Annotated in this window: 29 protein-coding genes; 12 read left to right on the top strand and 17 right to left on the bottom strand. The window is 40.3% G+C overall.

Annotated features, from left to right (window positions below; translation table 11 throughout):
* Nucleotides 1-37 precede the first annotated feature (37 nt).
* Together NST09_RS02915 and NST09_RS02910 are read right to left on the bottom strand one after the other, a co-directional pair.
* Nucleotides 38-577 carry a dihydrofolate reductase family protein gene (locus tag NST09_RS02915; RefSeq protein ID WP_080934014.1) on the bottom strand — a complete coding sequence of 180 codons (540 nt, stop codon included), beginning with the start codon at nucleotides 575-577 and terminating at the stop codon, nucleotides 38-40.
* A 79-nt stretch (nucleotides 578-656) separates the two neighbouring features.
* A complete protein-coding gene (locus tag NST09_RS02910; RefSeq protein WP_035704289.1) occupies nucleotides 657-1,208 on the bottom strand; it encodes a TetR/AcrR family transcriptional regulator in 552 nt (183 codons plus the stop codon).
* Between the two features lie 150 nt (nucleotides 1,209-1,358).
* Between NST09_RS02910 and NST09_RS02905 the strand changes: the two genes are divergently transcribed.
* The 3 genes from NST09_RS02905 to NST09_RS02895 all read left to right on the top strand — a co-directional run bounded on the left by NST09_RS02905 (nucleotide 1,359) and on the right by NST09_RS02895 (nucleotide 2,967).
* Nucleotides 1,359-1,982 (top strand): GNAT family N-acetyltransferase, encoded by a 624-nt coding sequence (locus NST09_RS02905; RefSeq protein WP_342493332.1) that lies wholly within the window; start codon nucleotides 1,359-1,361, stop codon nucleotides 1,980-1,982.
* Between the two features lie 68 nt (nucleotides 1,983-2,050).
* Complete coding sequence (locus NST09_RS02900) at nucleotides 2,051-2,446, top strand: VOC family protein (RefSeq protein WP_008346708.1); 396 nt, start codon at nucleotides 2,051-2,053, stop codon at nucleotides 2,444-2,446.
* Nucleotides 2,443-2,967 carry a GNAT family protein gene (locus NST09_RS02895; RefSeq protein ID WP_008346711.1) on the top strand — a complete coding sequence of 175 codons (525 nt, stop codon included), beginning with the start codon at nucleotides 2,443-2,445 and terminating at the stop codon, nucleotides 2,965-2,967. The genes NST09_RS02900 and NST09_RS02895 overlap by 4 nt, the downstream gene beginning before the upstream one ends.
* Before the next feature lie 12 nt (nucleotides 2,968-2,979).
* Here NST09_RS02895 and NST09_RS02890 read toward each other — a convergent pair whose 3' ends face one another.
* Nucleotides 2,980-3,249 (bottom strand): YesK-like family protein, encoded by a 270-nt coding sequence (locus NST09_RS02890; protein WP_017366688.1) that lies wholly within the window; start codon nucleotides 3,247-3,249, stop codon nucleotides 2,980-2,982.
* Nucleotides 3,250-3,300: 51 nt separating this feature from the next.
* Here NST09_RS02890 and NST09_RS02885 point away from each other — a divergent pair, with 51 nt between their 5' ends.
* Nucleotides 3,301-3,774: a GNAT family N-acetyltransferase gene (locus tag NST09_RS02885; RefSeq protein ID WP_008346715.1), complete on the top strand. Its 474-nt coding sequence runs from the start codon at nucleotides 3,301-3,303 to the stop codon at nucleotides 3,772-3,774.
* Here the strand turns inward: NST09_RS02885 and NST09_RS02880 are convergent.
* Nucleotides 3,766-4,554, bottom strand: coding sequence for a GNAT family N-acetyltransferase (locus NST09_RS02880; RefSeq protein WP_326115501.1), 789 nt, complete (start codon nucleotides 4,552-4,554; stop codon nucleotides 3,766-3,768). The genes NST09_RS02885 and NST09_RS02880 overlap by 9 nt on opposite strands.
* A 161-nt stretch (nucleotides 4,555-4,715) precedes the next feature.
* On the opposite strand from NST09_RS02880, the gene NST09_RS02875 reads away from it, so the two are divergent.
* Complete coding sequence (locus NST09_RS02875) at nucleotides 4,716-5,156, top strand: LytTR family DNA-binding domain-containing protein (protein ID WP_326115399.1); 441 nt, start codon at nucleotides 4,716-4,718, stop codon at nucleotides 5,154-5,156.
* The gene (locus tag NST09_RS02870; protein ID WP_035390341.1) at nucleotides 5,153-5,569 is read left to right on the top strand and encodes a hypothetical protein; all 417 of its coding nucleotides are present in this window, start codon (nucleotides 5,153-5,155) and stop codon (nucleotides 5,567-5,569) included. Before NST09_RS02875 ends, NST09_RS02870 begins: the two co-directional genes overlap by 4 nt.
* Nucleotides 5,570-5,829: 260 nt before the next feature.
* Here the strand turns inward: NST09_RS02870 and NST09_RS02865 are convergent, their stop codons facing one another.
* The 6 genes from NST09_RS02865 to NST09_RS02840 form a co-directional block, all read right to left on the bottom strand.
* Nucleotides 5,830-6,480 carry a response regulator transcription factor gene (locus NST09_RS02865; RefSeq protein WP_046527104.1) on the bottom strand — a complete coding sequence of 217 codons (651 nt, stop codon included), beginning with the start codon at nucleotides 6,478-6,480 and terminating at the stop codon, nucleotides 5,830-5,832.
* Between the two features lie 5 nt (nucleotides 6,481-6,485).
* Nucleotides 6,486-7,670, bottom strand: a complete 1,185-nt coding sequence (locus NST09_RS02860) for a sensor histidine kinase (protein ID WP_342493331.1) — start codon at nucleotides 7,668-7,670, stop codon at nucleotides 6,486-6,488.
* Nucleotides 7,671-7,772: 102 nt separating this feature from the next.
* Nucleotides 7,773-9,950, bottom strand: a complete 2,178-nt coding sequence (locus NST09_RS02855; RefSeq protein WP_342493330.1) for an MMPL family transporter — start codon at nucleotides 9,948-9,950, stop codon at nucleotides 7,773-7,775.
* Nucleotides 9,951-10,099: 149 nt separating this feature from the next.
* A complete protein-coding gene (locus tag NST09_RS02850; protein WP_046527102.1) occupies nucleotides 10,100-11,131 on the bottom strand; it encodes an acyltransferase family protein in 1,032 nt (343 codons plus the stop codon).
* A 136-nt stretch (nucleotides 11,132-11,267) separates the two neighbouring features.
* Entirely contained in the window at nucleotides 11,268-12,464 is a 1,197-nt protein-coding gene (locus tag NST09_RS02845; protein WP_046527101.1) for an MFS transporter, read from the bottom strand.
* A 31-nt stretch (nucleotides 12,465-12,495) separates the two neighbouring features.
* On the bottom strand, nucleotides 12,496-13,101 hold the full coding sequence (locus NST09_RS02840) for a TetR/AcrR family transcriptional regulator (protein ID WP_052320378.1): 606 nt from the start codon (nucleotides 13,099-13,101) through the stop codon (nucleotides 12,496-12,498).
* Nucleotides 13,102-13,238: 137 nt separating this feature from the next.
* On the opposite strand from NST09_RS02840, the gene NST09_RS02835 reads away from it, so the two are divergent.
* The 3 genes from NST09_RS02835 (at nucleotide 13,239) to NST09_RS02825 (ending at nucleotide 14,828) form a co-directional block, all read left to right on the top strand.
* On the top strand, nucleotides 13,239-13,361 hold the full coding sequence (locus tag NST09_RS02835) for a hypothetical protein (protein WP_017366680.1): 123 nt from the start codon (nucleotides 13,239-13,241) through the stop codon (nucleotides 13,359-13,361).
* Nucleotides 13,362-13,425: 64 nt separating this feature from the next.
* Nucleotides 13,426-13,878 (top strand): MarR family transcriptional regulator, encoded by a 453-nt coding sequence (locus NST09_RS02830; RefSeq protein WP_007496431.1) that lies wholly within the window; start codon nucleotides 13,426-13,428, stop codon nucleotides 13,876-13,878.
* A gap of 56 nt (nucleotides 13,879-13,934) precedes the next feature.
* Nucleotides 13,935-14,828 carry an alpha/beta hydrolase gene (locus tag NST09_RS02825; protein WP_017366679.1) on the top strand — a complete coding sequence of 298 codons (894 nt, stop codon included), beginning with the start codon at nucleotides 13,935-13,937 and terminating at the stop codon, nucleotides 14,826-14,828.
* A 31-nt stretch (nucleotides 14,829-14,859) separates the two neighbouring features.
* Here the strand turns inward: NST09_RS02825 and NST09_RS02820 are convergent, their stop codons facing one another.
* Nucleotides 14,860-16,008 carry a type II asparaginase gene (locus NST09_RS02820; protein ID WP_342493329.1) on the bottom strand — a complete coding sequence of 383 codons (1,149 nt, stop codon included), beginning with the start codon at nucleotides 16,006-16,008 and terminating at the stop codon, nucleotides 14,860-14,862.
* Nucleotides 16,009-16,033: 25 nt separating this feature from the next.
* On the opposite strand from NST09_RS02820, the gene NST09_RS02815 reads away from it, so the two are divergent.
* Entirely contained in the window at nucleotides 16,034-16,606 is a 573-nt protein-coding gene (locus NST09_RS02815) for a UPF0715 family protein (protein ID WP_342493328.1), read from the top strand.
* A gap of 120 nt (nucleotides 16,607-16,726) precedes the next feature.
* On the opposite strand, the gene NST09_RS02810 is transcribed toward NST09_RS02815, so the two are convergent.
* The 5 genes from NST09_RS02810 to NST09_RS02790 form a co-directional block, all read right to left on the bottom strand.
* A complete protein-coding gene (locus NST09_RS02810) occupies nucleotides 16,727-17,488 on the bottom strand; it encodes an SDR family NAD(P)-dependent oxidoreductase (RefSeq protein WP_017366677.1) in 762 nt (253 codons plus the stop codon).
* A 111-nt stretch (nucleotides 17,489-17,599) separates the two neighbouring features.
* Nucleotides 17,600-17,977 carry an MmcQ/YjbR family DNA-binding protein gene (locus NST09_RS02805; protein ID WP_048001239.1) on the bottom strand — a complete coding sequence of 126 codons (378 nt, stop codon included), beginning with the start codon at nucleotides 17,975-17,977 and terminating at the stop codon, nucleotides 17,600-17,602.
* A 149-nt stretch (nucleotides 17,978-18,126) separates the two neighbouring features.
* Entirely contained in the window at nucleotides 18,127-19,020 is an 894-nt protein-coding gene (locus NST09_RS02800; protein ID WP_342493327.1) for an alpha/beta hydrolase, read from the bottom strand.
* Between the two features lie 190 nt (nucleotides 19,021-19,210).
* Nucleotides 19,211-20,650, bottom strand: coding sequence for a DHA2 family efflux MFS transporter permease subunit (locus tag NST09_RS02795; protein WP_008346741.1), 1,440 nt, complete (start codon nucleotides 20,648-20,650; stop codon nucleotides 19,211-19,213).
* A 72-nt stretch (nucleotides 20,651-20,722) separates the two neighbouring features.
* Complete coding sequence (locus NST09_RS02790) at nucleotides 20,723-21,301, bottom strand: TetR/AcrR family transcriptional regulator (protein ID WP_342493326.1); 579 nt, start codon at nucleotides 21,299-21,301, stop codon at nucleotides 20,723-20,725.
* A 258-nt stretch (nucleotides 21,302-21,559) separates the two neighbouring features.
* Between NST09_RS02790 and NST09_RS02785 the strand changes: the two genes are divergently transcribed.
* Complete coding sequence (locus tag NST09_RS02785) at nucleotides 21,560-22,291, top strand: glycoside hydrolase family 16 protein (RefSeq protein ID WP_039169887.1); 732 nt, start codon at nucleotides 21,560-21,562, stop codon at nucleotides 22,289-22,291.
* A gap of 42 nt (nucleotides 22,292-22,333) precedes the next feature.
* On the opposite strand, the gene NST09_RS02780 is transcribed toward NST09_RS02785, so the two are convergent.
* Nucleotides 22,334-22,735 carry a MerR family transcriptional regulator gene (locus tag NST09_RS02780; protein WP_046342750.1) on the bottom strand — a complete coding sequence of 134 codons (402 nt, stop codon included), beginning with the start codon at nucleotides 22,733-22,735 and terminating at the stop codon, nucleotides 22,334-22,336.
* 223 nt (nucleotides 22,736-22,958) lie between these two features.
* On the opposite strand from NST09_RS02780, the gene NST09_RS02775 reads away from it, so the two are divergent.
* On the top strand, nucleotides 22,959-24,008 hold the full coding sequence (locus NST09_RS02775; RefSeq protein ID WP_342493325.1) for an NAD(P)-dependent alcohol dehydrogenase: 1,050 nt from the start codon (nucleotides 22,959-22,961) through the stop codon (nucleotides 24,006-24,008).
* Nucleotides 24,009-24,216 lie beyond the last annotated feature (208 nt).

Below are 24,216 nucleotides of genomic sequence, written 5' to 3'. Positions count from 1 at the left end.
AACGTGTTTGTTTGATTAAAAAAAAGACCCCTGTGAATTAGTGGTCTTCTTTTAACACAAAATGCATTTCAGCAATTTGTTTGTATTGATTCACTTGTTGTAATGAAAATCTAGATTCCTGTTCAGTTGGAGGGAAAAGAGGGATTCCTTTTCCAATCATGACAGGTGCGATTTGGAGATACAGCTCATCGACTAATTTTTCTTTTAATAATGCTTGAAGCAGTTCCCCGCCTCCTACTATCCAGATATGCTGGCCTTTTTCATTTTTTAAATTTTTGATAAACGAGAGAACATCTTCACGAACGATGTGGGTTCCTGTATGACTGTCTTGTAAAGTGCGAGAAACGATATAACACGTCTTGTCTTCATAAGGAAACTCATCAGGTGAAAGTTTGAGAACCTGTTCGTATGTGTTCCGTCCCATGATCAGCGTATCGACTGTTGCATAAAATTCCTCATATCTCGTATCCTCTTCGCCCTCTGTGCCTATGAGCCAATCTAAACGGTGATCATCCCTTGCTAAATATCCATCAATGCTCATTGCCCCATAAAATAGTAATTTCCTTTTCAATCTCACCACTCCCCGCCTCAAATAAGAACGTATATTCCCATTTTAACAGAATGAATAGAAAAATGATATATGATCAATTCGTTTCTTACGATTCCTGTTCTACCTTCATAAGAAGCTTGTACAAGATGTGCGCAAGCTGCCCCGCTTCGACTGTCATCCCTTCATGAATCCATTCCTCCAGTACACCAACAACACCAGACACAACAAATGAAGCCTCAATCTGTTCACGTTCCGTAATCTGACGCTGATCAAGTTGCCACTCTTTCATGATTTTTTCTTTAAAAAACGCTTTAAATTGATTCGTCGTTGGGCTATTCGGTTTGACAAATAACGTCATCATGAATTGTTTTTCTTTTAAATACTCAGTTGTTTTGTTTAAAAAGGACAGCATATCAAGCGGGTCCTGGCTTGGAAACGATTCATCGTATAGTCCGCCAAGCTGATTAAATAGTTCCTTCTCAAGCTGTTCATGCAAATCAAATACATCTTGGTAGTGCAAATAAAAGGTCCCTCTTCCTAAATCCGCTCTTCTAGATAGCTCTGATACTGTAATTTGTTGAACATCTTTTTCCTTTAAAAGCTCAAGAAAGCTTTCCCGTATCGCCTTTTTGGTTTTGATTGTTCGTCTGTCCTTCATCAAACACCCTCCATTTTTGAACAATCTGGCTATACCTGTCTATTTATGAACAAGAGATCATTCATTGCCGATGTTCGGTTTATTTTCCTCTTATTATAATGGACACATGTTCAATAATCTATATCTGTTCAAAAAAAGGAGGACCATCATATGTTTCAATTCAGACTTGCTAGAGAGGATGAACTGCCTCAAGTGGCAGCGTTGTTAGATGATTCATTTCAGAACTATTCATTTTTTGATTTATTATGCGAAAAGGTGGCCAATCGTTCTGCTTTCGCCCGTCAGTTGCATTTGATCAATACAAAGGTATATTTTCAGCATCAAATCTGTTTGGTCGGGGTTGAGAACGAGAAAATTGTGTCTGCCGCCCTGTTAAAACATCCCCGTCTTCCTGAACCAGGACTCATGGATTATGTGTTATCTGGTGGGTTAAAGCTACTCTTTACTGGTGGCATATCGGCGATTCAGCATGTGTTCCGTATGTTAAAGGAGGCAAAAAAAGCGTGTTCTTCCTTAAAGAAACCTTACTGGTATTTAGAAGCTCTTGTCGTTGCAAAAGACCAACAAGGAAAAAAACTTGGAAGCCGTATGCTAAAGCAATGTCTTTTCCCCTTTATCGCCCGGCAAGGCGGCGGACTGTTCACACTGATTACACACAACGAGGCCAATCGTCATTTCTATCGAAAAAATGGGTGGACGGAGTTTGATGAGAGAGTACTGCACGGAGAAAACATGTCCCTAGAAAGCTGGAGTTATAAAACCGTGATCAAATAAGGTATCTTCTTCAAGGGATGATATAATAGAAGCAGTTCAAACAATGATCATACTTGGAGGAGAGACTGATGATACGACGACTTGATCATATCGTGTTGACTGTACAACATATGGAGGAAACCATTCGCTTTTATACAAACGTATTAGGAATGAAGGAAGAAACTTTTGGAGAAGGCCGTAAAGCCCTTCGTTTTGGCTTACAAAAGATCAACCTTCATGAAGCGGGTCATGAATTTGAACCAAAAGCTGCTCATCCCCAGCCTGGATCTGCTGACTTGTGTTTTATCACCGATTTAGATATAGACAGTTTATTGCTTCATCTTCGAAAGCAGGTTGTTCCAATTGAAGAAGGTCCGGTCAGACGTTCTGGTGCATTAGGTCCGATTGAATCCATTTATATCCGTGATCCTGATATGAACTTAATTGAAATCTCCCGATATATAGAGGAGGCTGATCCATCATGACTCGATTATTTTTGAGACCGATTGAAGAAAAAGATTATCCTGGTATTCATAGAGGATGCCAGCATGCAGAAACACTTTATATGACTGGCACACGCAAAACGTTCACACTAGAAGAAATTCGTTCAGCCTATACCCGTTTTCTGCAGGATGACAGTAGACGAGACTTTGCTATTTGTCTGCTAGACACGAAAGAAATGATCGGGGATGCGGCGATTGTGGATATTGATCCGATAAACCATACGGCAAGTTTCCGCATTGCGCTACATGGTCCAGAGCATTTTCACAAAGGATATGGCACTGAGGCTGTTCGGATGGTTCAAACATTTGCCTTTGAGACGTTAGAACTCAACCGGCTTGAGCTTGAAGTTTTTTCCCATAACCCACGAGCCTTTCGAAGCTATGAGAAAGCCGGATTTCAATATGAAGGAAAAAGACGTCAAGCGCTCTATTTCAACGGTGCTTATTCGGATGTCATCATGATGGGCATCCTTCGTGAGGAATACGATAGAATCAAATCATAAAGATGTCCCAGCCTACGAAGGGTCATCTTTTTTTAACAAATGAAGCCCTGTAACGATGATCAAACAAATGATAGAAGAGAGAACGATAGAGACGCTTGATATGCTGAGCGCCATCCCTTCCCATCTGCCAATGAAGAAACTGCCGATCAATAAGAGCAATCCAAACATAGTGATACATATCGGGACAATCAGCCTGGCATGGCGATGCCTACGTCTTTTTCCTGCCCACCACGAGAGACAGAGCACAATGACAGTAAAAATAGCGGTTTGCAGCCAGAACATATCGCATCCACTCCTTTTCTTTTTTATCCTATGACAACGGAGGTTTTTACAATGAATATTAGACCGATTCAAAAGCAGGACAATCCTTTTATCGCGGCCATTATCCGCCAGTCATTAGAATCAGCGAATCTTGCGATTGAAGGTACAGCCTACACAGACCCACACCTTGATCAGCTTTTCGAATACTATCAATCATTGACTCATGCAGCCTATTGGATTGCCGAAGAACATGGTGAAATTGTTGGTGGCGTTGGCATTGCCCCTTTCACAGATGGCATTTGTGAGCTACAAAAGCTTTATTTAAGCCCAAAAGCACAAGGCAAAGGTGCGGGCAAGAAACTGATGGATACGGCCCTCCAATATGCTGCTACATACTACGATGCTTGTTATTTAGAAACCCGCAGTGAATTAACAGCTGCTACTGGCCTTTATCAACGGTATGACTTTTCTCTTCTTCCTGCACCGATTGAAGGCTCAGAGCATTCTGCCATGGATGCTTGGTATCTCAAAACCTTTTCAGCGTGAGGCATAAAATAAGCGATACGTCTTTGTCCACTGAAAACCTAGCTTCTCTGCCAATTTGGCCGAGGTTGCATGATGGACATCGCAATCCCAATGCGGTGTCTTCCCTTTTTCAACACAGATGCTGATCATTTGCTGAGCTGCTAACAAAGCCAACCCTTTTCCACGGCAGGCTTCATCTGTCCAAATATCGATCTCCACACGTTTTTCACTTGAAAAAATAGAGATACATTCACTGACCACGTCTTCACCGTTTAAGATGGCAACTCCGACGCCATTAGATAAAAAGTGATCTACTCCTCCCCAATATGCTTCATAATAGCTGGATGGGAATACTTTGCTTGCGGCAATGACTTGTTCATTCGTGCGTTTAATCATTTCGTCTTGATCAGGCACAATCAGATCAGGAGAGGTCAAATCATAAGAATACGCATGTCTTTGCATTTCATTCAGTTGGGAAACGAAGCATTTTTTCATCATCTCATCTGATGCAGGATTTGCTGAAAACAAAGTGAACCGTCTGTTCTCTCTTTTCTGCTTTTTATAAACATCCACAATGAACGTTGAACATAATGAGAGTGCTGCTTCTGTCTTGCCTGCGACATAATAAATGCCGGTTGTTGTCCCTGCAAAATAGACACACGGGTGATCTCGGTGATCCACATATAAATCTCCTTGTATCACCCCATCGAGTATCGCATCTACGAACACTGGATAGGCAGGATCAATCCGCCGAATTTCCTCTTTTACCGCTCCTGTCCTTTGTTGATCTACAAGATACAACATCATTCCTCCATTCACGAACGAGTATCTTTTCATTATAAAGGAAAGCCGCAGACACGCGGTGAATCTTTGCAACAAAAAGAATTCTTCTGCATCAAAGTAACATTCCATCGCATTCGCTTTCATCTATTGCTATGCTCATTGTAAGAGGAGGTTTATGAATGAAATTTCGTTTTTTCTGGAATCAAGAAAAGGATGTGACGGAAGTAGACGTCATCAGCCATCCACATAATCAAGAACGTTTACAAAAAATTGTATCAATGCTGGAGACTAGTACATCTCTAACGGTCAAAGATCCAAAAAATGATCGGCAGTCTCTTTTACCATTAGAACAAATTGAAGCGATCTCTGCGCTTGGACATCTGTCAAAGGTGATCACGACTCAGGGAACGACGTATTTTCTCAGTAAACGGCTGAAGGATCTGAAGTCGTTAGAGCGTGAACATTTCTATCGTATCAACAATGCAGTCATTCTCAATTTAGCGCAAGTCGACAGCTTTGTCGCTGGTACGTACGCTCGCTTAGAGGTCGAAACCATCTCGAAAAACAGCTACACCGTCAGTCGTCATTACGCCAAATATATAAAGGAGCGATTCAAATGATCAAGGAACTAAAACATCAATTTATGCAAACAGCTTTTGTCTCTATCGTATGGCTGACACTCATCCTGTCCATCACTCAATGGTCATCCTCTATCCCTTTTCATTACGTGTGGCACATCATTGCCATCGGTACTTTGGCAGGCATCGTCTTTGGGGTCATGTATCCTTTACTATGGAACTACTTTACCTTTCCAGCACCCATCAACATTCTCATCTCCACTGTCGTCAATTTAGGGTTTCAAGTAGGAGCCGTCGCTTTATATTCGACTACACTGCTCGAATGGATCATGCCTTATTTTATCGGTATAGCCTTTCTCACATTAGTAGGCCATATCATCGCCTTTCTATTTTACAAAAAACAACAAAATCAAAAACTGGCGCAGGCACTGAATCACCTGAAGCCGCAGCCTTAAAAAAAGAGACCTTATTTGAAAGGTCTCTTCAGATTGTTGACAAAGGGCTAAAATGAACTTTATTTTAGCCCTTTGTCTTCTTTTCAGCGTGATAGAAAACCTTTGCAGTCTAGGAAGGACGAGCATCGGCGCGGAGCGAATTTGACATTCGTGAGCACCGAAGCGCAGGACTGACACCGAATGCGAGGGTTTGTCTACACGCTGAAGAGACCTTATTTGAAAGGTCTCTTTTCTATTATTCTGCTGCTAACTCATTCTCTCTAAAAATGAATCACCCCTAATTCCACTGCTACTTTAATTGCTTCCGCTCTTGAAGTGACCTCCAGCTTTTGATAAATATTTGTTAAATGAGCTTTGACAGTTCTCTCGGAAATCCCCATATCAAATGCAATTTCCTTACTTCGATATCCCCTAGCCACTGCTTGTAAGACTAGCATCTCTTTTTCAGTCAGCATGTTTATTTCTTTTTTCAAATGGGTCGGAGTCACTTGATGCTCTGTTGATTCAAATACTTTAGCAGCGACGTTTGCTTGAAGAAGAATATCCCCTCTGATAGCTGCTTCAATTGTATAAAATAAATTTTCTCTGCTGGCATCCTTTAAAAGATAGCCCTTTGCTCCAAGTTGCAGCCCTTCAATCATTAATTTCTCTTCGTTATAGGTAGTGAGAATCAGAACCGGTACTTTTAATTGAAGAGACTGCATCTCTTTTAACATCTCAAGCCCACTCATGTTAGGCATGTTGAGGTCAAGTAATACAAGGTCTGGAGCCTTCTCTTTCAAGATATCTAAACCCTTTGCTCCATCTTCTGCTTCACCAACAACATCAAATCGTTGATCTGTCTCAAGAATTAATTTTAATCCTTCTCTAACAACAAAATGATCATCGACAATCACAATTTGATAAGACATTGTTTTTACTCCTTTTTCAAAGGTATGGTTACCGTCACTTGTGTACCTTCATTTTTTTCACTTTTCAAGTGTAGCTGTGCATCAAGCAGTCGGGCACGTTCTGACATACCAATTAGACCGTAATGCCCGGAAGTGGATTCTTGTTTTTTCTCATCAAAACCCACTCCATTGTCTGTGATTTGCAAGGAGATGTGATCATCTTGTTGCTTCATCATCAATTCGACCTTACTTGCTTTGGCATGCTTGGCAATATTCGTCAAACATTCACTGACAATGTATACAGTATGTTCGATGAGGAAAGGGGACACTTGATAAGAGACAGCCACTTTTGTATGAACTGGAATATTCGTCGCCGTCATAAACCGATTCACTTCATCTTTCACAGAATCAGCTAAGTCATATTGATCCTGGCTGTATGTTCGAAGGTCGTCAATGACCAATCTCGCCTCACCTAACGTCGTCCGCGCATGGCTCATTGAACCTTTAATAATGCTTTGAGCACGCTCAACATTCTCATTCTCTAAATGGGCATGGACCGCTTCTAATTGCATAATAATACCTGCCAGCCCTTGTGCAAGGGTATCATGTAAATCTCTCGCCATTCTTTGACGCTCATTTGCAAGTGTCAGCTCTTCCACTTGTTGATGTGCCAATTCAAGTTCCTTTAAAAATGTTTGTGTACGAATTCTAGCTTTGACTTGTCTAAAAAATAAAATGGAGTATGCGATGACTACAATCAGAATCAAAAACAAAATTGGAATGTATACGGTCAAATCATCTGTATCATTGACCAAAATAAGGGCAAGAAAAAAAAGAACATAAAAACTAAGCCCTGTCAAAATCACCTTCAATGTATGATAATATACCCCAATACTTTGCGCTATTAGTACCGGTAACAGACCAATTAAGATCACAGGGGAAGCCGCCTGCATGACTGAAACACAAAGTAGAATCACTATTCCTTGAATCAGAAAATATACCCATGGATTCTGCTGAAACCAGTAAAATGACCACCAATGCAGAATCAGATGTATAGCAATAAGTGCAGAAAAAAACAGGCCAGAAAGTGCTAATGGGGTGGTTATAAACTGAAATATCATTGCTGCAATATAAACAAGAATGACCCATAATAAGGTTGGAATTCGCGAATAGATCATTTCATTAAAAGGGTCTACCCGTCGTTTCGCCATAAATATCACCATCCGAGCCTCATATTCACTCAAAAAATACCGCCCACCCTTTATCGAGGTAATGGCGGTATCATCAATCATACCATGTAAGACTATCAGTGACTAAATCACCTTCTCTTCTTTCTCATCCTTCTGAGAAATAGACTCACCTTCAATGTCTATACGTGGAAGCCAGCTTTCGAACCATTTAGGTAAGTACCAAGCAGCTCGTCCGATTAGCATCATACATGCTGGGATAAAAGTCATTCTTATGACAAATGCATCAAACAGAACGCCGAATGCCAACGTTAACCCCATTGTTTTGATAATCAAGTCATCTGCAAAGATAAAACTAGCAAAGACGAGGATCATGATTAAGCCTGCGGCAGTCACTACTCTTCCACTATGCTTCAAACCTGATACAACGGACTTTTTCGCATCACCTGATAGAAGGAAATCTTCTCTCATTCGACTGACTAAAAAGACCTCATAATCCATTGCAAGACCAAATAATATTCCTGTCACTAGTACAGGCATAAAGTTTAACAATGGGCCATTTGCTGGTATTCCAAACAATGGCGCAAGGTGTCCATCCTGTAAAACAAAGACTGAAAAACCTAGTGTGGCGGTCAATGTCATAAGGAATCCTAAAACCGCTTTTAATGGAACAAGGAATGACCTAAAAACAAGAATCATTAAAATCAAAGCAAATCCAATAATGACTCCTGCAAATTTCGGTAACGCTTCACTGAGTCTATCTGAAATATCTATATTAACTGCCGTAGACCCAGTAACAAGTAATTTCGTATCATACTTTGCAGCAGTCTGACTAGATTCATTTCGTATATCTTTGACTAATTGCTTTGTCGCCTTATCTTCTGGACCACTTTTCGGTAAAATGGTCAGCATGGCGTACTTACCCGATGGATTAGGAACAGGCGGTGCCATTTGTTTGATGCCATCCATCTTCTCTAGTACTGTTGTTGTTTTCTCAATAGATTTCATTGCGTTATTTGCATGGGAGGCATCAATGATAACAACCAGTGGCCCATTAAACCCTTTACCAAACCCTTCTGCTAACAGGTCATAGCCCTTACGTTCAGTTGTTTCCTTCCCCTTCATGCCGTTATCAGGAAGACCCAACTCCATATGAAGTGCTGGCCAACTGAGTAGACCAGTCAATACAATGACACCTAGGATGATCTTACCTGGATACTTCTTGATAAACCTTCCCCAAGCTGTGGCTTCTTCTTTTTGTTGAGATTGTAATTTAGAGAACCATTTATTCTTTCTTGAAGGGCTGACTTTATCACCAAGAATCCCTAGTATGGCAGGAACAATTGTGAGAGACACAAGCATAACTGATAGTACCATGAATGCAGCTACAAGACCCATAACGCCTAAAAATGGTATACCGACTAAAACAAGTCCGCATAGTGCAATTACGACGGTAACACCTGCAAACAATACAGCGCTGCCTGCTGTAGCAACAGCTCTAGCAGCTGCTTCTTTCAATTCGTAACCCTCTGCTAATAACTGTCGATAACGAGAAATGATAAATAATGCATAATCAATTCCTACTGCAAGTCCAATCATCACAGCTAATGTAAGACTAAATGCAGACATCTCAACAAAATTTGAGGTAATTAATATGACCATCACGCCGATTATTAACCCAATGACAGCCGTCAAGATCGGTAGTCCTGCAATCAATAGTGAAGCGAAGGTAAAGGCTAAAATAAAGAAGGCCATGACAATACCTATGACTTCCGAAATCCCGCCTACCTCAATTTCTGAGAATGTGACGGAGCCGCCTAATTCTGTTTGGATGCCAGCTTTTCTTGAAATCTTAATACTATCTAATACTTTCTCTTTTGAGGATGTTTTTACCTCATCCGCCTTTACCCGGTATGTAATATCCGCATACCCTATTTTCTTATCCTTACTAATAGCAAATGTCTGATATAAATCCGTCACTTGCTTGACTGCTTTATCCTTTTTGACTTCTTTGATCGTTTCGTTCAATTTGTTTCTTACTTTTTTTGTTTCTAATGTTTCACCCTTAGGTGCTTTAAAGATCAGACGAATCGTCCCGCCATCATCACCTGCTGGGAACTTTCTCTGCAAGAGATCCATTGCCTTTTCTGATTTTGTTCCTGGAATCGACATATCGCCATTAAATGAAACACCTGTCCCTATTGTTGCCGCCACAACAGCAACTAAAACAAGTAACCAACCGATAATCATCCGTTTCGGCTTAGAAAATGCACTTTTTCCTAAATGATATAAAAATTTTGCCATTCACTTACTCCTTTTTCTTCAACTTCGTGAACTTGATCTCTTTATTCTAAGCAATGAGATGGTCGATTGAAATTGTACTTTCGGGCAAGAAGTATTGTACTTTTAGGCAACAAAAAAAGGGCATCTTCTTAAGATCCCCTTTAAAACGTTTATGAAGCGACTGTTTTTCGCCTCGTTCTGTTGATTTTACCGACAAACATATAGCCATATTTATAATGATTTGCTATCCGTGACAATAGGATAGGTCCTGCAATTGCAAGTGCTGATATGATGATTGTCCCTACAAAGAATGGATAATCTTTTAATTGTCCCCATAGTAACACAGAAATACCTAGAAAATACCCGTGAAGCAAATAGATGGTGAATGAATATTGACTAATGACAGCTACGAAAGGTGGAACGCTTTTCACTTTAGAAAACAAGAGAAAACATAAGAAGACAATACTGACTGTATAAAGAACAATGTCTGGTCTCTTAGAAGAAGACTCGAAAAAACCTACATATGAATTGCTTAGAAGGGTCGCTGCTGAAATCAAAACAAGTCCATACACGGCATACTTAAAACGATGAAGTCTTGTGATAAACTGCTGATAATTCGCTCCACAATAATAGGCTAAACAAAAATAGAACAACCACCCTGGAAATGGAATCCATTCTAAGCCGAACATTGGATTAGGTAATTGAGGTTGTGGGATTTTGACGAGGTTCATGACACTTAAATAACCAACTGTGATGATAAAGGAGATCGGCAATACCCATTTGGCTGAGGTACGCTTAGCCATTTTGTGAAAAAACATGTGCAAAAAGTAAAATTGAAAAATAATCAGAACAAAATAACCAATATAATTTCCCAATAAGACATTTGCTGAAGCTCTTTTAAAAAAGTCAACTGCCCCTCCATTTAACGATGCCGAATGCAAAAAACCATCGACAATCCCAATAAAAGCAAATGGGAAAAAGATGGCTTTCACCCTCTTCCACATAAATCCTTTAGGGGTACCATTCGGATAAGCATGAGCCAATAAAAACTCAGAAATGAAAATAAAACTCGGGGTACTGAACATGAGTAGTGCTACAAGAATAGATGATGAATGGGGGCTAGATAAAATGGCTATTGCATGAATGAACACAACACTCAAACACGAGATACACCGAATATAAAAAATCTCTTTAATTTGCATTGAACATCCTCCTCCTGCATTTTGGTAAAACATGTATTAGATTAACATGTATAACACCTTATCAACAGGGACCTTGTGATTATTTTTCAATCATCTATCCAAAAGGAACAAAAAAAAGAGCCCTAGAGCCCTTTATCTAATCAGATTCAACCGTCGCCTTCCCCTTCCAAATAAGGGTTAAGCCCAATCCAAGAAATAAGACAACACCTGCAAACAGGAATGGGAAATGAATATTTTGATCGAATAAAATGCCGCCAAGTGCCGGGCCAAAAATCGTACCAAGGCTTGTGTAGGTAGAGTTCATCCCTGCGACAAATCCTTGCTGATTGCCAGCGATTTTTGATAAGAAGGTCGTGAGGGCAGGGCGCAATAAATCGAACGCAAGGAAAATCACACACGTCACGATCAGCACAACCATAAAGCCTGACACGACTGTGGAAACAAAAGCGAGAACTGCTCCAACAATCAAGCATAGTTGAATAACTCGTTTCTCCCCAAGCGCATTCACCATTTTACCAAACACGAGGACTTGGATGATGACGGCTACAATTGAACTGACGGTAATGATAATCGCAATATCCTTCGGACCAAATCCAAACTTGTGATTTGTAAACAAGCTAAAGACCGTTTCATATGCAGATAGTCCAAACGCCAGCACAAAGACAATGATGAAGGCGATGAGATAGCTTGGATGAATCGATTTTTTCAAGTCTTTAAAGAAGGTCGATTCCTTCACTTGATCCATTTGTTTCTCTCTCTCTTCTTTTGTTAATGGTTCCTTCAGCATAAACATAGACGAAATCACAGCAATAAATGCAATCCCTGCTGCAAAGAAAAACGGCAGGCGAACGCCATATTCTGCAATAAATCCGCCAATTCCCGGGCCGATGATAAATCCGGTACTAATAGCAGCGGATACATACCCCATTGCCTTGGATCTTTCTTGAACAGTCGTGATATCGGCGACATAAGCGGTGACAGCCGGCATGATAAATGCTGCACTAATACCGCCAAGAACCCTTGCAAAATACAGAACATATACGTGTGTTCCTAGGCCAAATACGAGTTCTGATAACGCAAATAGAAAAAGGCCTGACACGATCATGATCTTTCTTCCATAGCGGTCTACCCATCTCCCTGCAACAGGTGATGCGATGAGCTGCGCAACAGCAAACGCCGCCACAAGATATCCCATCGTACTGCCCGTTAAATGCATGACATTCATAAAGAGCGGCATGACAGGTATAATCAGACCGATACCTAAAAACGCAATAAATATATTACTTAATAAAATAACAAGTACGGCTTTTTGCTCACGAATCGGTTTTTGCATGATGTTTGTTTCCCCTTTACTGACTCACTTGTTACTCATGATGGTTGATTCCGTGAATAAACAATGAGATCGCCTCTTTTTGTAATTCCTTTTTCTGCTGCATCGTGTCATTTTTATATAACACGTCTAATCCATAGAATACAGAAAGTAATATTTTCACTTTTGATTCAACATGCTGAATCGACCAGCTGCCATCTTCGTTTCCTTCAAGCAGGATGTCTCTCATCACATCATCAAAGTCTACATCAATCTTGTTCAGCCGCTCCATGACTTCATCTGATGTAAATGCACTGGCACAAAATTCTTCACTTGCTCTCATTAAAGGATAGTTAATCCCCATTTGACTAAGCAGCTCTGCAAACCCTGCGAGCTTATCAATGGCCCGGTGCAGCGCTTGTTTCTCTTCATGCCACGTCTCCATCATGAATCGATGATCCTCTTCCATAATATGAAGGAACAAAAACTCTTTTCCTTTAAAATGATGATAAAGGTTGCCTTTACTTATCTCAGCCGCCTCTAGAATATCTCGCACGGATGTTTCGGAATATCCTTTTTTCGCAAATAAATCACGTGAAGCGGTGACAATTTTCTGCTTCGTCTTTTCACTTTTTCCAGCCCCGCTCTGTGCACTTGTCATCTATGAACAATCCCTTCTACCTTGCTTTTCTTCACACGGACAAATAAAACCGACCAGTTGGTTTATTTTTTTATTATAAATGGAGATTGCCCATAATACAATGAAAAAGTCATCGACTTCTTAAGGAGTGAATCTAAGTGAAAACAAACAAAACGATCATTTTTGCCCATCACCAAACAGGAAGTATTCTTTGTCCATTGTTGATGAAAAAAGTGGAGGTAGAGGTCATTTTCTCAGTAGTCTATCCTCCTTTTATTTAATTTTTCTTAACATTTAACTTCACTTAAATATTAAGATCGCATATAATATAGGAGAAAAGAGGTGATGTCATTGGATGAGGATATCATTCATTACAGCAAAAAAATCATTGAGTACTCAAATGCACTAGGTTCTATCTATGTAGAAGAGTATCAACGATTCTTAAAAAATGAGTATGCAGATTTAACAAGCAAACAAGAACTGACCCTTGAATTGCTGCGGTCGAAGACGAGAACAATCAATGAACTGGCTGATTATTTCTCCATTTCATCTAGTGCCGCTAGCCAGCTCATATCAAAGCTTGAGCAGCTTGGATATGTGAAAAGAGAGATTAATCCACATAACCGTAGAGAAATCATTGTTGATTTTGCTCAAAAGGGCCATGACTATCATAAAGATATTGAAAAAATTCAGCTGCATCTTATTCAAAAATACTATGCCCAGCTTTCAAAAGAAGATCTAAAAACATTATTATCGCTTTACGAAAAAATCTATCAAATTGCGAAAGAAACGCCTTAACCTGGCGTTTCATGCATGAATATGTAAGTTAGATAAACGATGAAAGGGATGATCAAATGGACAGGATTCATTTGCAAGATGGACGTCATATTGGTTTGTCTCAATACGGTGATCTTGAAGGATTCCCAGTATTCTTTTTTCATGGGACACCTGGATCGAGAGTGATGTTTTTAGATGATGATCCAATCTCAAAAGAGCTTGGCATTCGTCTTATTTCTTTAGACAGACCTGGTTTTGGTTTATCTGATCCGCAACCGAACCGCACTATTTTAGACTGGGCAAAAGACGTACAGGAAGTGGCCGATCATCTTGACATCTCCCATTTTTCAGTGATTGGTGTCTCTGGAGGCGGGGCATTCGCTGCTGGTTGTGCCTATCAATTGCCAGACCGCATTCTTTCAGCTGCTCTCGTCTCAAGTACCACCCCATTTCAGGATGGTAAACCGCCTAAAAGTATGCTAAAGGAGAACAAGATTGCCTTTTTCCTCAGTAAAAGAATGCCTTGGCTCTTAAAGGCAAGCTATCGCGCTCAGAAAAAACTAATTGAAAAGAAACCAGAGAAATTCAAGAAACTAACGAAAAAAGGGAACAAACATTTACATCCTTCGGATCGGCAATTTCTTCAAACCGATGAGCAACTGGAGCTGATGATGCGGCATTTATACGAAGCTACTCGTCAATCGGTTGATGAATGTATTCATGAACCAGATTTACTCTCACGGTCATGGGCATTCGATATGAAAGATATACAAATCCCTGTGGATGTCTGGCATGGAAAAGAGGATCAGATGGCCCCTTTTGCAGAGATAGAAAGCATTGCTCCCAACATTCCAAACGCCAAAACGCACTATATCGAGCAAGCAGGACATTTTCTGACTGATATAGATGATGTTTGGAGAGACATTTTACTCTCTTTAAAAAAACGGGCTGAACATCAGGTACACATATAAAAAAGACCCAATGATTCGTCGGGTCTTCTTTTTAATACTGCTCGTAATAGGATTGAATTTTATCTGGATCTTTTGTTTTCGTCAGAGCCAGCATGAGTAGAATGCGTGCTTTTTGTGGATTTAATGAATCCGATGAGACAAAATGATGTTCATCATCCATTTTTTCATGTGTGACAATGCCATTTCCTGCACGGCTTGACCTCACAATCACCACGTCTTTTTTCACAGCATCTGTTGCCCCATTGATCGCTTCTGTTGACATCGTTCCATTTCCTGCGGCGGCAACGACAATGCCCTTCGCTCCTTCTTTAACCGCAGCATCATACACATACTTTTGATCATTTTGATAGCCGTATAAGATATCCACTTGCGGCAGCTCTTTTAGCTTGGAAATATCGAATTCACTGTCAGCTGTATGTTTTCTTGTCGGTTCGTTATAGAAAGAGACAACTTCACCCGCCACTTCTCCAATGTACCCTTGCTCAAGAGACTTGAACGAATCGGTTGTGGTGGTATTTGTCTTCGTAATAAAACGAGCAGAGGCAATTCGGTCATTTAATGTCACCATTACACCTTTGCCTTTGGCTTCTTTTGTCGAAGCAATTTTCACTGCATGATACAGGTTAAGCGGGCCATCCGCACTAATGGCAGATGCTGGCCTCATGGAACCCACGACCACCACAGGCTTATCACTTTTTACAACCAAATGTAAAAAATAGGCCGTTTCTTCTAATGTATCTGTACCATGTGTCACCACAATGCCATCCACTTGATCATCATTTAAAAGCTGATTGACTCGTTTCGCTAATTTTAAAAGCAGAGCGTTATCCACATTTTCACTGCCGACGTTGGCTACTTGCTCACCCGTGACATTTGCAATATCCTTCAGCTGTGGTACAGAAGCAATGACTTTATCGATTCCAAGTGCACCAGATTTATAGCCAGTCGTATCTGTATTACTGTCTGAACTACCGGCAATCGTTCCGCCTGTTGCCAGCACCTTAATATTGGATAAAGATTTGTTCCCTGTCTCAACAGCCGTGTTTTTTTCTTTTGTTTCACTGGTAGTGCTTTCTTGATTACTTTGCTTATTCTCTTGAGTGCTATCGTTCGCACAAGCTGCGGTCACCAATAGTGAAACAGAAAGAAGGGCAGCACCAAACCATTTTGTTACGTTCATAAGATCATCTCTTTTCTTAAATGTGATGAATAATTATCTGTCTATAGGGTTTACTTTATACCATTCCTTCATTCATCAGCATGAGGTGAAAGTCACAGAACCAAATAAAGGAAAAAGGGTACTATTATCAAAATTTATTTATACCATAATACCTAAATTGACTTCAGAAATTGTTCTCAACCCATTTATGATAAAATATAGGAAATCTTACAAAAAAGGAGTACATACAGTGCGTTCCGTTCAACCATTTTACAAAATCCTACTCACACTATTCTTCAGTTCCATTTTACTCAGCTTGTTCGTATGTTTATATCCACCGATTCAGGGCGAGCCTGCGTTTATGATGCTTTACACTCCCATCTTTTTTGTTTATTATTTCATTTTTGCGGTACCTTTACAGTTGTTGTTTTCTTTAAAGCCTAAGGCTTTTCATCCTCTTTATTTAGCGGCTTACTTACTGATAGCAATGATTGTCATGCTTTTTGTTATGGATGGAATTGAGAGCTCCACATCCCTCCCGATCATAATTGTCAGCAGTCTCATCTACTGGACCTGCGATTCTTTCATTCATCAAAGAATGCATAAAAAAAACACCTAATGTGTAGGTGTTTTTATCTATTCTAGTATGTGTTGACAGCGCTCCACATTATCCAAGACATCTTTCGGCTCGGTGACCTGCTGATCACTAAGAGAATCTATCCTCAGTGATTGGAACTTTTTATTTCATGCTTGTGCCAGCGTGTGAAAAAATGGGGTCCTTCAATTCAAAATCAAATGTCTTCCCATCAACGATACCAACTGTTTTTGAACTGTCGTAAAGTTCAAGCAAGCACGCTGCCATTTCTTTTGATGTGTGATATTTCTTGATAGTGCCTTCATATTCGAATTGATCGACATCTAATGAACGCTTTGCAAATTCTGATTCTGTCGCAGCAGGCGCTAATACTTTTGCCTGTAATTTGGCTCCTTTTTCTTTCAATTCTAGGGCCAGACCTTCTGTAAAGGCGCTCACATAAAATTTCGTTGCTGAATAAGTGACAGCATTTCCGACGACGGTATAACCCGCTCTTGAAGAGATATTGATTAGCTGCGTCCCCTCTTTTTGCTCATAATCACGGACAAACAGAGTGGATAAAATTGTTAACGCTTCAATATTGAGATGAAGCATGTCCCCGATTTTTTTCACATCCTGCTCTCCTATTGAACCAAAATGGCCAAACCCAGCATTATTAATGAACGTATCCAGCTCATCACCAGCTAATGACTCATAGAAAGAATACACTTGCTCTCTGTCTGTTAAATCAACAGACTGGATTTTCACTTGAATATCGGGATATGTTTCTAGAATCTTTTCTTTCAGTTCTTGGAGTTTATCAAGCCGGCGTGCAGCTAAGATCAGATTTTTTCCTCTTGCTGCAAAGGCCAAAGCCGTTTCATATCCAATACCTGAACTTGCTCCTGTAATGACTGTATAGCCCATTGTATATCCCCCTATTCGTATCTTCTAGCTGTTTAAAGTATAGCGAGAGCATGTGACTCTAGTCAATTTTGAAGAGATTCAAAGAGACATGAACAACTGAACGTTCAGCATTTAATCGGTTTCTTTTGAATTATGTTGGAGGATAGCCTGCTGAGCTTTTTTTGTTAATTTGTGAAAAACCAGTTGATAGGAATGTTCAATTAGCTCTTCGACAAATGAAGATGGAATATCTGCATCAAGATAAATAGAATTCCAATGCGTCTTATTCATGTAATAGCCGGGAATAATTCCTTCATGCATTTCTCTTAATTCTTCAGCACGTTGCGGATCACATTTTAAAGTGATGACTGGCTTGCGATCGACGTCTCCCCCCATCATGGCAAACATCTTTCCACCTATATGATAACGATCTGCCTGCCACTCAGGTTGATAGTCGTGGGTTGCTCCTTGTAAAGAAAGACAAAATGCCTGTAGTGTCTCTTTTTTCATTCTATTAGCTCCTTTTTAGATGTCTTCTATCTTACTATTATATCGACTACTGCGATTGTTGTATCTACACTTCTTTTCAAGACGTCAGCAAGAACACAAAAAAAGCACAGAAAAAAAGTCTGTGCTTTTTACTGATATCCGAATATTTCTTATTCAAACGCCTTCTTAAGCTGATCGCTCATCAGATGCCAAGCCTCTTCAGCTATCTTTAAATCTCCGGCATGAGTGAACGCATGAGGGACTCCTTTAAATTGTTTGTATGTGACATCTACCCCTGCTTCTTTTAACTTGTCCGCATAATGCTCAGCTTCTTCAGCTAGTGAATCCTTCTCAGCTGTGATAACAAGAGCTGGGGGCATTTGTGCTAACACTTCTCTCTCTGCAAAGACTGGAGAAACGAGCGGATTGTGCGGATCTTGACCTTGCAAATAGAAGGCATTAAACAGTCTCGCCATTTCCACTGGAATTGCTTCTTCAAACGCTGGCTTTTGTGCTGGATCAGTAGCTAAATCAAGTGGCGGATAGTCAAGCACTTGATAGACAATCGGAAGTTCGTTCCCTTTTTGGATATCAAGCAAACAAACCGCTGTTGCCAAATTCCCACCTGCACTATGTCCGCCAATGGCTAATCGATTTGGGTCTATTTGTAGTTCATCAGGATGTTCATATAACCATTTCATCACATCGTAGCATTCATGAAGAGCGGCCGGAAAAGGGTGTTCCGGTGCCAGCTGATATTCCACATTGACGACGATACACTCCGCACGATCTGCTATGACCGGACACCAATGATTATCCATTTCAGCACTTCCAAGGATAAAACCGCCCCCATGCAAATTCACGAAAACAGGTAGGGGTTGTTTCAATGTTTTCACAGGTTTAAATACCCACACCTTTGTTTCACCAGCACCCGTTGGGATATCATATTCCATTTTGTTCACTTCAGGAGGGTGGACTGGCTTTAGTTCTGATTGACCAGCTAATGAATCTTCAGCTGGTTGACGTAATGACTCAGCCATTTTGATTTGTTCGTCTAAGTTCATGATCTCAGCTCCTATCTTATTCTTCTATCTCTATCCATTCGTTACGAATTTCGCCTTTTCCTTCAATGTCGTCAGAGAATCGTTGCTTTTTATCTATCTCCCCATTTTCAGCTCCTTTGAAACAAACATTCACTCCTATGAATAATTAAAAAAAGCACTGTGGCGCTAAGTCCTCAGTGCTTTTCATATATTATGATACTTGTTGTTCGACTTTCACTCGTTTAATAAAGAAAGCAATCACCAAGCCAATCACTGTCATAATGACAGCAAAGATAAAGGCATGCTGGACGCCATTTGTAAAGGCGAGCAGCTGATTGACTGGATTTGCGGGATCAGCCACATTTTCCATAAAGCTGCGAGCTCCTGATGAAAGGATCGAGATACCAACTGCAGTCCCAATCGCTCCTGATACTTGCTGCAATGTATTCATAATCGCTGTACCGTGCGGATATAGCTCTGGCGGCAGCTGATTCAATCCATTTGTTTGGGCAGGCATCATGATCATCGCAATTCCTATCATTAACGTAATATGAAGCGTCACGATATAACCGATGGACGTATTCACACTTAAGTTCGTGAAGCCAAACATGGTCGCTGCAACGATGACAAGGCCTGGGATGACAAGCCACTTCGGCCCAAATTTATCAAAAAGCCCACCCATGATTGGCGATAGCAGTCCATTGATAATTCCACCTGGTAATAGCATTAAACCTGCTGTAAATGTAGAAAGTGCCAAGGACGTTTGCAGATATAATGGCAAAATCATCATAGCAGACAGCATCACCATCATACACACTAAGATCAGAAGTAACCCGATCACAAACATTGGATATTTAAATGGGCTTAAATTCAACATCGGTTCTTTCATGTTTAACTGTCTTAGGGAGAACACAAGAATGCCAATGACACCTACAACAATCGCCACAATCACATGCATACTGCTCCAGCCGCCGCCTTCACCAGCACTGCTAAAGCCATACACAATTCCACCGAAACCGATGGTTGATAGCACAATCGATAAAATGTCGATTTTCGGTCTAGTGGGTTCCGTAATATTTTGCATAAAAATATACCCAAATACGAGTGCAGCAACTAATAACGGAAGCGAAATCCAAAAAATCCAATGCCATGTTAACGATTTAAGAATAAGACCAGAGACCGTTGGACCAACTGCTGGGGCAAACATAATGACAAGACCGATAATCCCCATTGATCTACCTCTTTTATGAGGCGGAATGATGACCAAAATCGTATTAAACATCAATGGAAGGAGCAAGGCTGTTCCTACTGCCTGCACCACACGTGCCACCATTAAAATACTGAAGACTGGTGCAACGGCCGCAATAAATGTACCGATGATCGAAAAGACCAGTGAGGTGATGAAAAGCTGTCTTGTTGTAAACCATTGAAGAATGAGGCCTGAAATTGGAACAAGAATCCCTAGTGTTAATAAATAGCCGGTTGTAAGCCACTGAGCAGTCGTTGCTTCAATACCAAAGTCTAATGTTAAACTTCTCAGCGCCATGTTGAGTGCCGTTTCACTAAACAGTCCAATAAATCCAGCTGTGATAAATGAAATAATAATGGGCAGCGTTCGAATGTCGGAAGCTGCTGTTTGCTGTTTGTTCATATTAAGTTGGCTCCTTTTCTTTTTCAATATTAAGCAATCTTAGGAAGTCAGGCTAGTCAGAAATGAGCCACTTCATTGTCGTTGAAAAACAGATAAAATTTGTTTTTCCGCAGCGAATTGTGCAATTTTTTCGATTGAGTAGCCGGATTCATGAATATAAAACATGAGTTCAGGCGTCATTGGAGAAGACATACATAATGTCGTCAACTCAATGTCTTGTATGTTCGCTTCTCCTTTTTCTTTCGCTTCCACGAGCAAATCACGAATGATTTGTTTGAGTGATTGACTGTAATGAGAATCATACACCTTACTTGTCTGCTCTAAATTTCCAGAGATCGTCAGCATCCGAATCCAGTCTAAGTGATGACCAACGATGAGATGGATCTCCTCGAGAACATATTGCAAACGATCTTGAACCGGCTGATCACTTATTTTATTTAAGTAAAGATGCAAAGCAGGGATCAGCTGTTCAAATCTCTCACCAAGAATAGAGAGACACAAATCACTTTTATTTGCATAGCGGCGGTAAAGGGTTCCTTGACCAACACCAGCTGTTTTTGCGATTTTATGCATACTGACATTCTCTACACCAAACTCTTGAAACAAAGAGAAAGCGACCTCTTCAATTTTCTTTCCAATATCCTTTTCCATGATGCTTCACCTTCATCCACCTTGCATATATCTCTATGTGTAAATCAAATTTCTTTCATTTTCATTAGGACAATTGTACCGGTATTATCTTACGGACAACTGTCCGCTTTGTCAATCATTATTTTTTACCTATCAATTTTCTTTTCATTCTATTAAAAAAACACACTGTTTATCATTATTTAGACCGATTTTCCATTTTGAGAGAATCATGTATGATCAAAAAGAAAACGCTTTCAAAAAAGAGAGGGGAATGCCTACATGTCTTACCGTGTAAAACGAATGTTGATGCTGCTTGTCACTGGATTATTCTTAAGTTTGTCCACATTTGCTGCAAGTGCCTCGGCACAAACGGGCGGGTCGTTTTATGAGCCGTTCAACAACTATAATACGGGGTTATGGCAAAAAGCCGATGGGTACTCGAACGGAAATATGTTTAACTGTACGTGGCGCGCAAACAATGTCTCCATGACGTCGTTAGGGGAAATGCGATTATCGCTCACTAGTCCTTCGTATAATAAGTTTGACTGTGGAGAAAACCGCTCCGTTCAAACATATGGCTATGGACTTTATGAAGTCAGCATGAAACCAGCCAAAAATGTTGGGATCGTATCTTCGTTCTTTACTTATACGGGACCGACTGATGGTACGCCTTGGGATGAAATTGACATCGAATTTCTAGGAAAAGATACGACAAAGGTTCAGTTTAACTATTATACCAATGGTGTCGGAAATCATGAAAAAATCGTCAACCTTGGTTTTGATGCAGCAAACTCTTATCACACATATGCGTTCGACTGGCAGCCTAACTCGATTAAATGGTATGTGGACGGTCAATTAAAACATACGGCTACTACTCAAATCCCTCAAACACCTGGAAAGATTATGATGAACTTATGGAATGGTGCAGGTGTCGATGAATGGCTCGGCTCCTACAACGGTGTTACTCCACTTTACGCTCATTACAATTGGGTGCGTTACACAAAAAGATAACCACATCACAAAACCTGTGACAAGTCACAGGTTTTTCTTCATTTAAATAGAGTTCGTTTTTAATTGATGAACTAGTTTTTGTTCATAACTGTGGATAATATCTTCATAACTTTCAATCTTGTAATCTAACCGTTTAATCGTTTCTTCGATTTCCTTTTGTTTGTCTACAAGTCTTTCTCTCTCATTGACCAAAATACGCTTCCTTGAGGACAATGTACGATCCTCTCCCTCGATAAATAAAGCCGTATATTCTCTAAGAGCATCAATTGACAGACCCGCATTTCTCATACATTTAATAAATTCTATCCACTGAATATCTTCTTCTGTATAATCACGAACACCATTTTCATCACGCCTGATCGGTCTAATTAAACCTATATTCTCATAATACCTGAGCGTAGCAGTAGATAAATCGAGCTGCTTGGCGGCTTGTGCTATTTTCATTGTTTTCACCCTTCTCTTCTTTCTCTTACTTGACGATCTCCCTTTTCCCATCATCTCCATTTTTATCGAGAAGACAAGATACTTTTGGCTCAAATCTTGATTCAAGGTTGATGCTAAAGCCTGAATTGAGGCGATCAGATGGTTCTATGTTGACTTAAAGTTCACTTTAAGACGTACAGTATAGAGGAAGGACCGAATCTTACTTTTGAAAGGATGATCCAGAATGTGTCAGACGCACCAATCAAACGTTTTAAGTGTTTCCCATGCAAAAGCAAACTTTGAACGGACAACCATTGAACGAAGAGCCCTTCGTCCACATGATATTTTAATTGATATTCAGTTTAGCGGGATCTGTCATTCAGATATCCACAGTGCCTTTGATGAATGGGGCGGCGGTATTTTCCCAATGGTTCCGGGTCATGAGATTACTGGAGTTGTTTCAGCTGTTGGGGATGCTGTCACGAAATTCAACATTGGTGATCGTGTAGGCGTCGGTTGTTTTGTCGATTCTTGCGGTACATGTGAATATTGCCAAAATGGAGATGAACAATATTGCAAGAAAGGAGTCGTTCAAACTTATAATAACCTGGATTATGATGGAGAACCAACTTACGGCGGCTACAGTCAGAAAATTGTTGTGACAGAACGATTTGTTGTCAATATTCCTGACCAGCTCTCCCTCGATGTCGCCAGCCCTCTTCTCTGTGCAGGCATCACAACGTATTCTCCATTAAAACACTGGAAGGCTGGGCCTGGCAAAAAAGTGGCGATTGTCGGAATGGGCGGTCTAGGTCATGTCGCCATTCAATTTGCACGCGCACTTGGCGCAGAGGTGACTGTATTAAGCCGCTCTATGAATAAAAAAGAAGAGGCGCTGTCATTTGGTGCAAAAGACTATTTTGCTACAAGTGACTCTGATACGTTTAAGACACTAGCCGGTCAATATGATCTCATTCTCAATACCGTCTCTGCCAATATCAACGTGGATGCCTATTTGTCCTTACTTCGTGTTGATGGAACATTAGTAAACGTCGGTGCACCACCAAAGCCAGACAACTTCCATGTGTTTTCATTAATTACTGGACGTCGCAGCATCGCCGGCTCACTCGTTGGCGGCATCCAAGAAACACAAGAAATGCTCGATTTCGCAGCTGCTCACAAGATCGCACCACAAATTGAAGTGATCAACGCAAACCAAGTCGATGAAGCATATGAACGTGTGCTCAATAGTGATGTGCGTTATCGATTTGTGATTGATATTTCAACATTATGATCGGATTCTATTTGGAAAGACCAGCTCAATGTCTGGTCTTTTTTTAATGATGGATATTCTGTTTTTCTTGTAGCAAGGATTCTTGAGGATATGATCAAAAACCACCCGAAATTTTCATGAAAAAATCTCACTTTTTTAGAACCAAATTTATTGACAGAAAATAAATAAACATGTTATTATTAAAAATTTGATTATTTTACCTCTAAAT

The organism is Bacillus sp. FSL W7-1346, assembly GCF_038593335.1.
GTDB lineage: Bacteria > Bacillota > Bacilli > Bacillales > Bacillaceae > Bacillus > Bacillus altitudinis.
The sequence above is the reverse complement of the archived record's forward strand: the minus strand, read 5'-3'. Positions and strand labels throughout refer to the sequence as shown.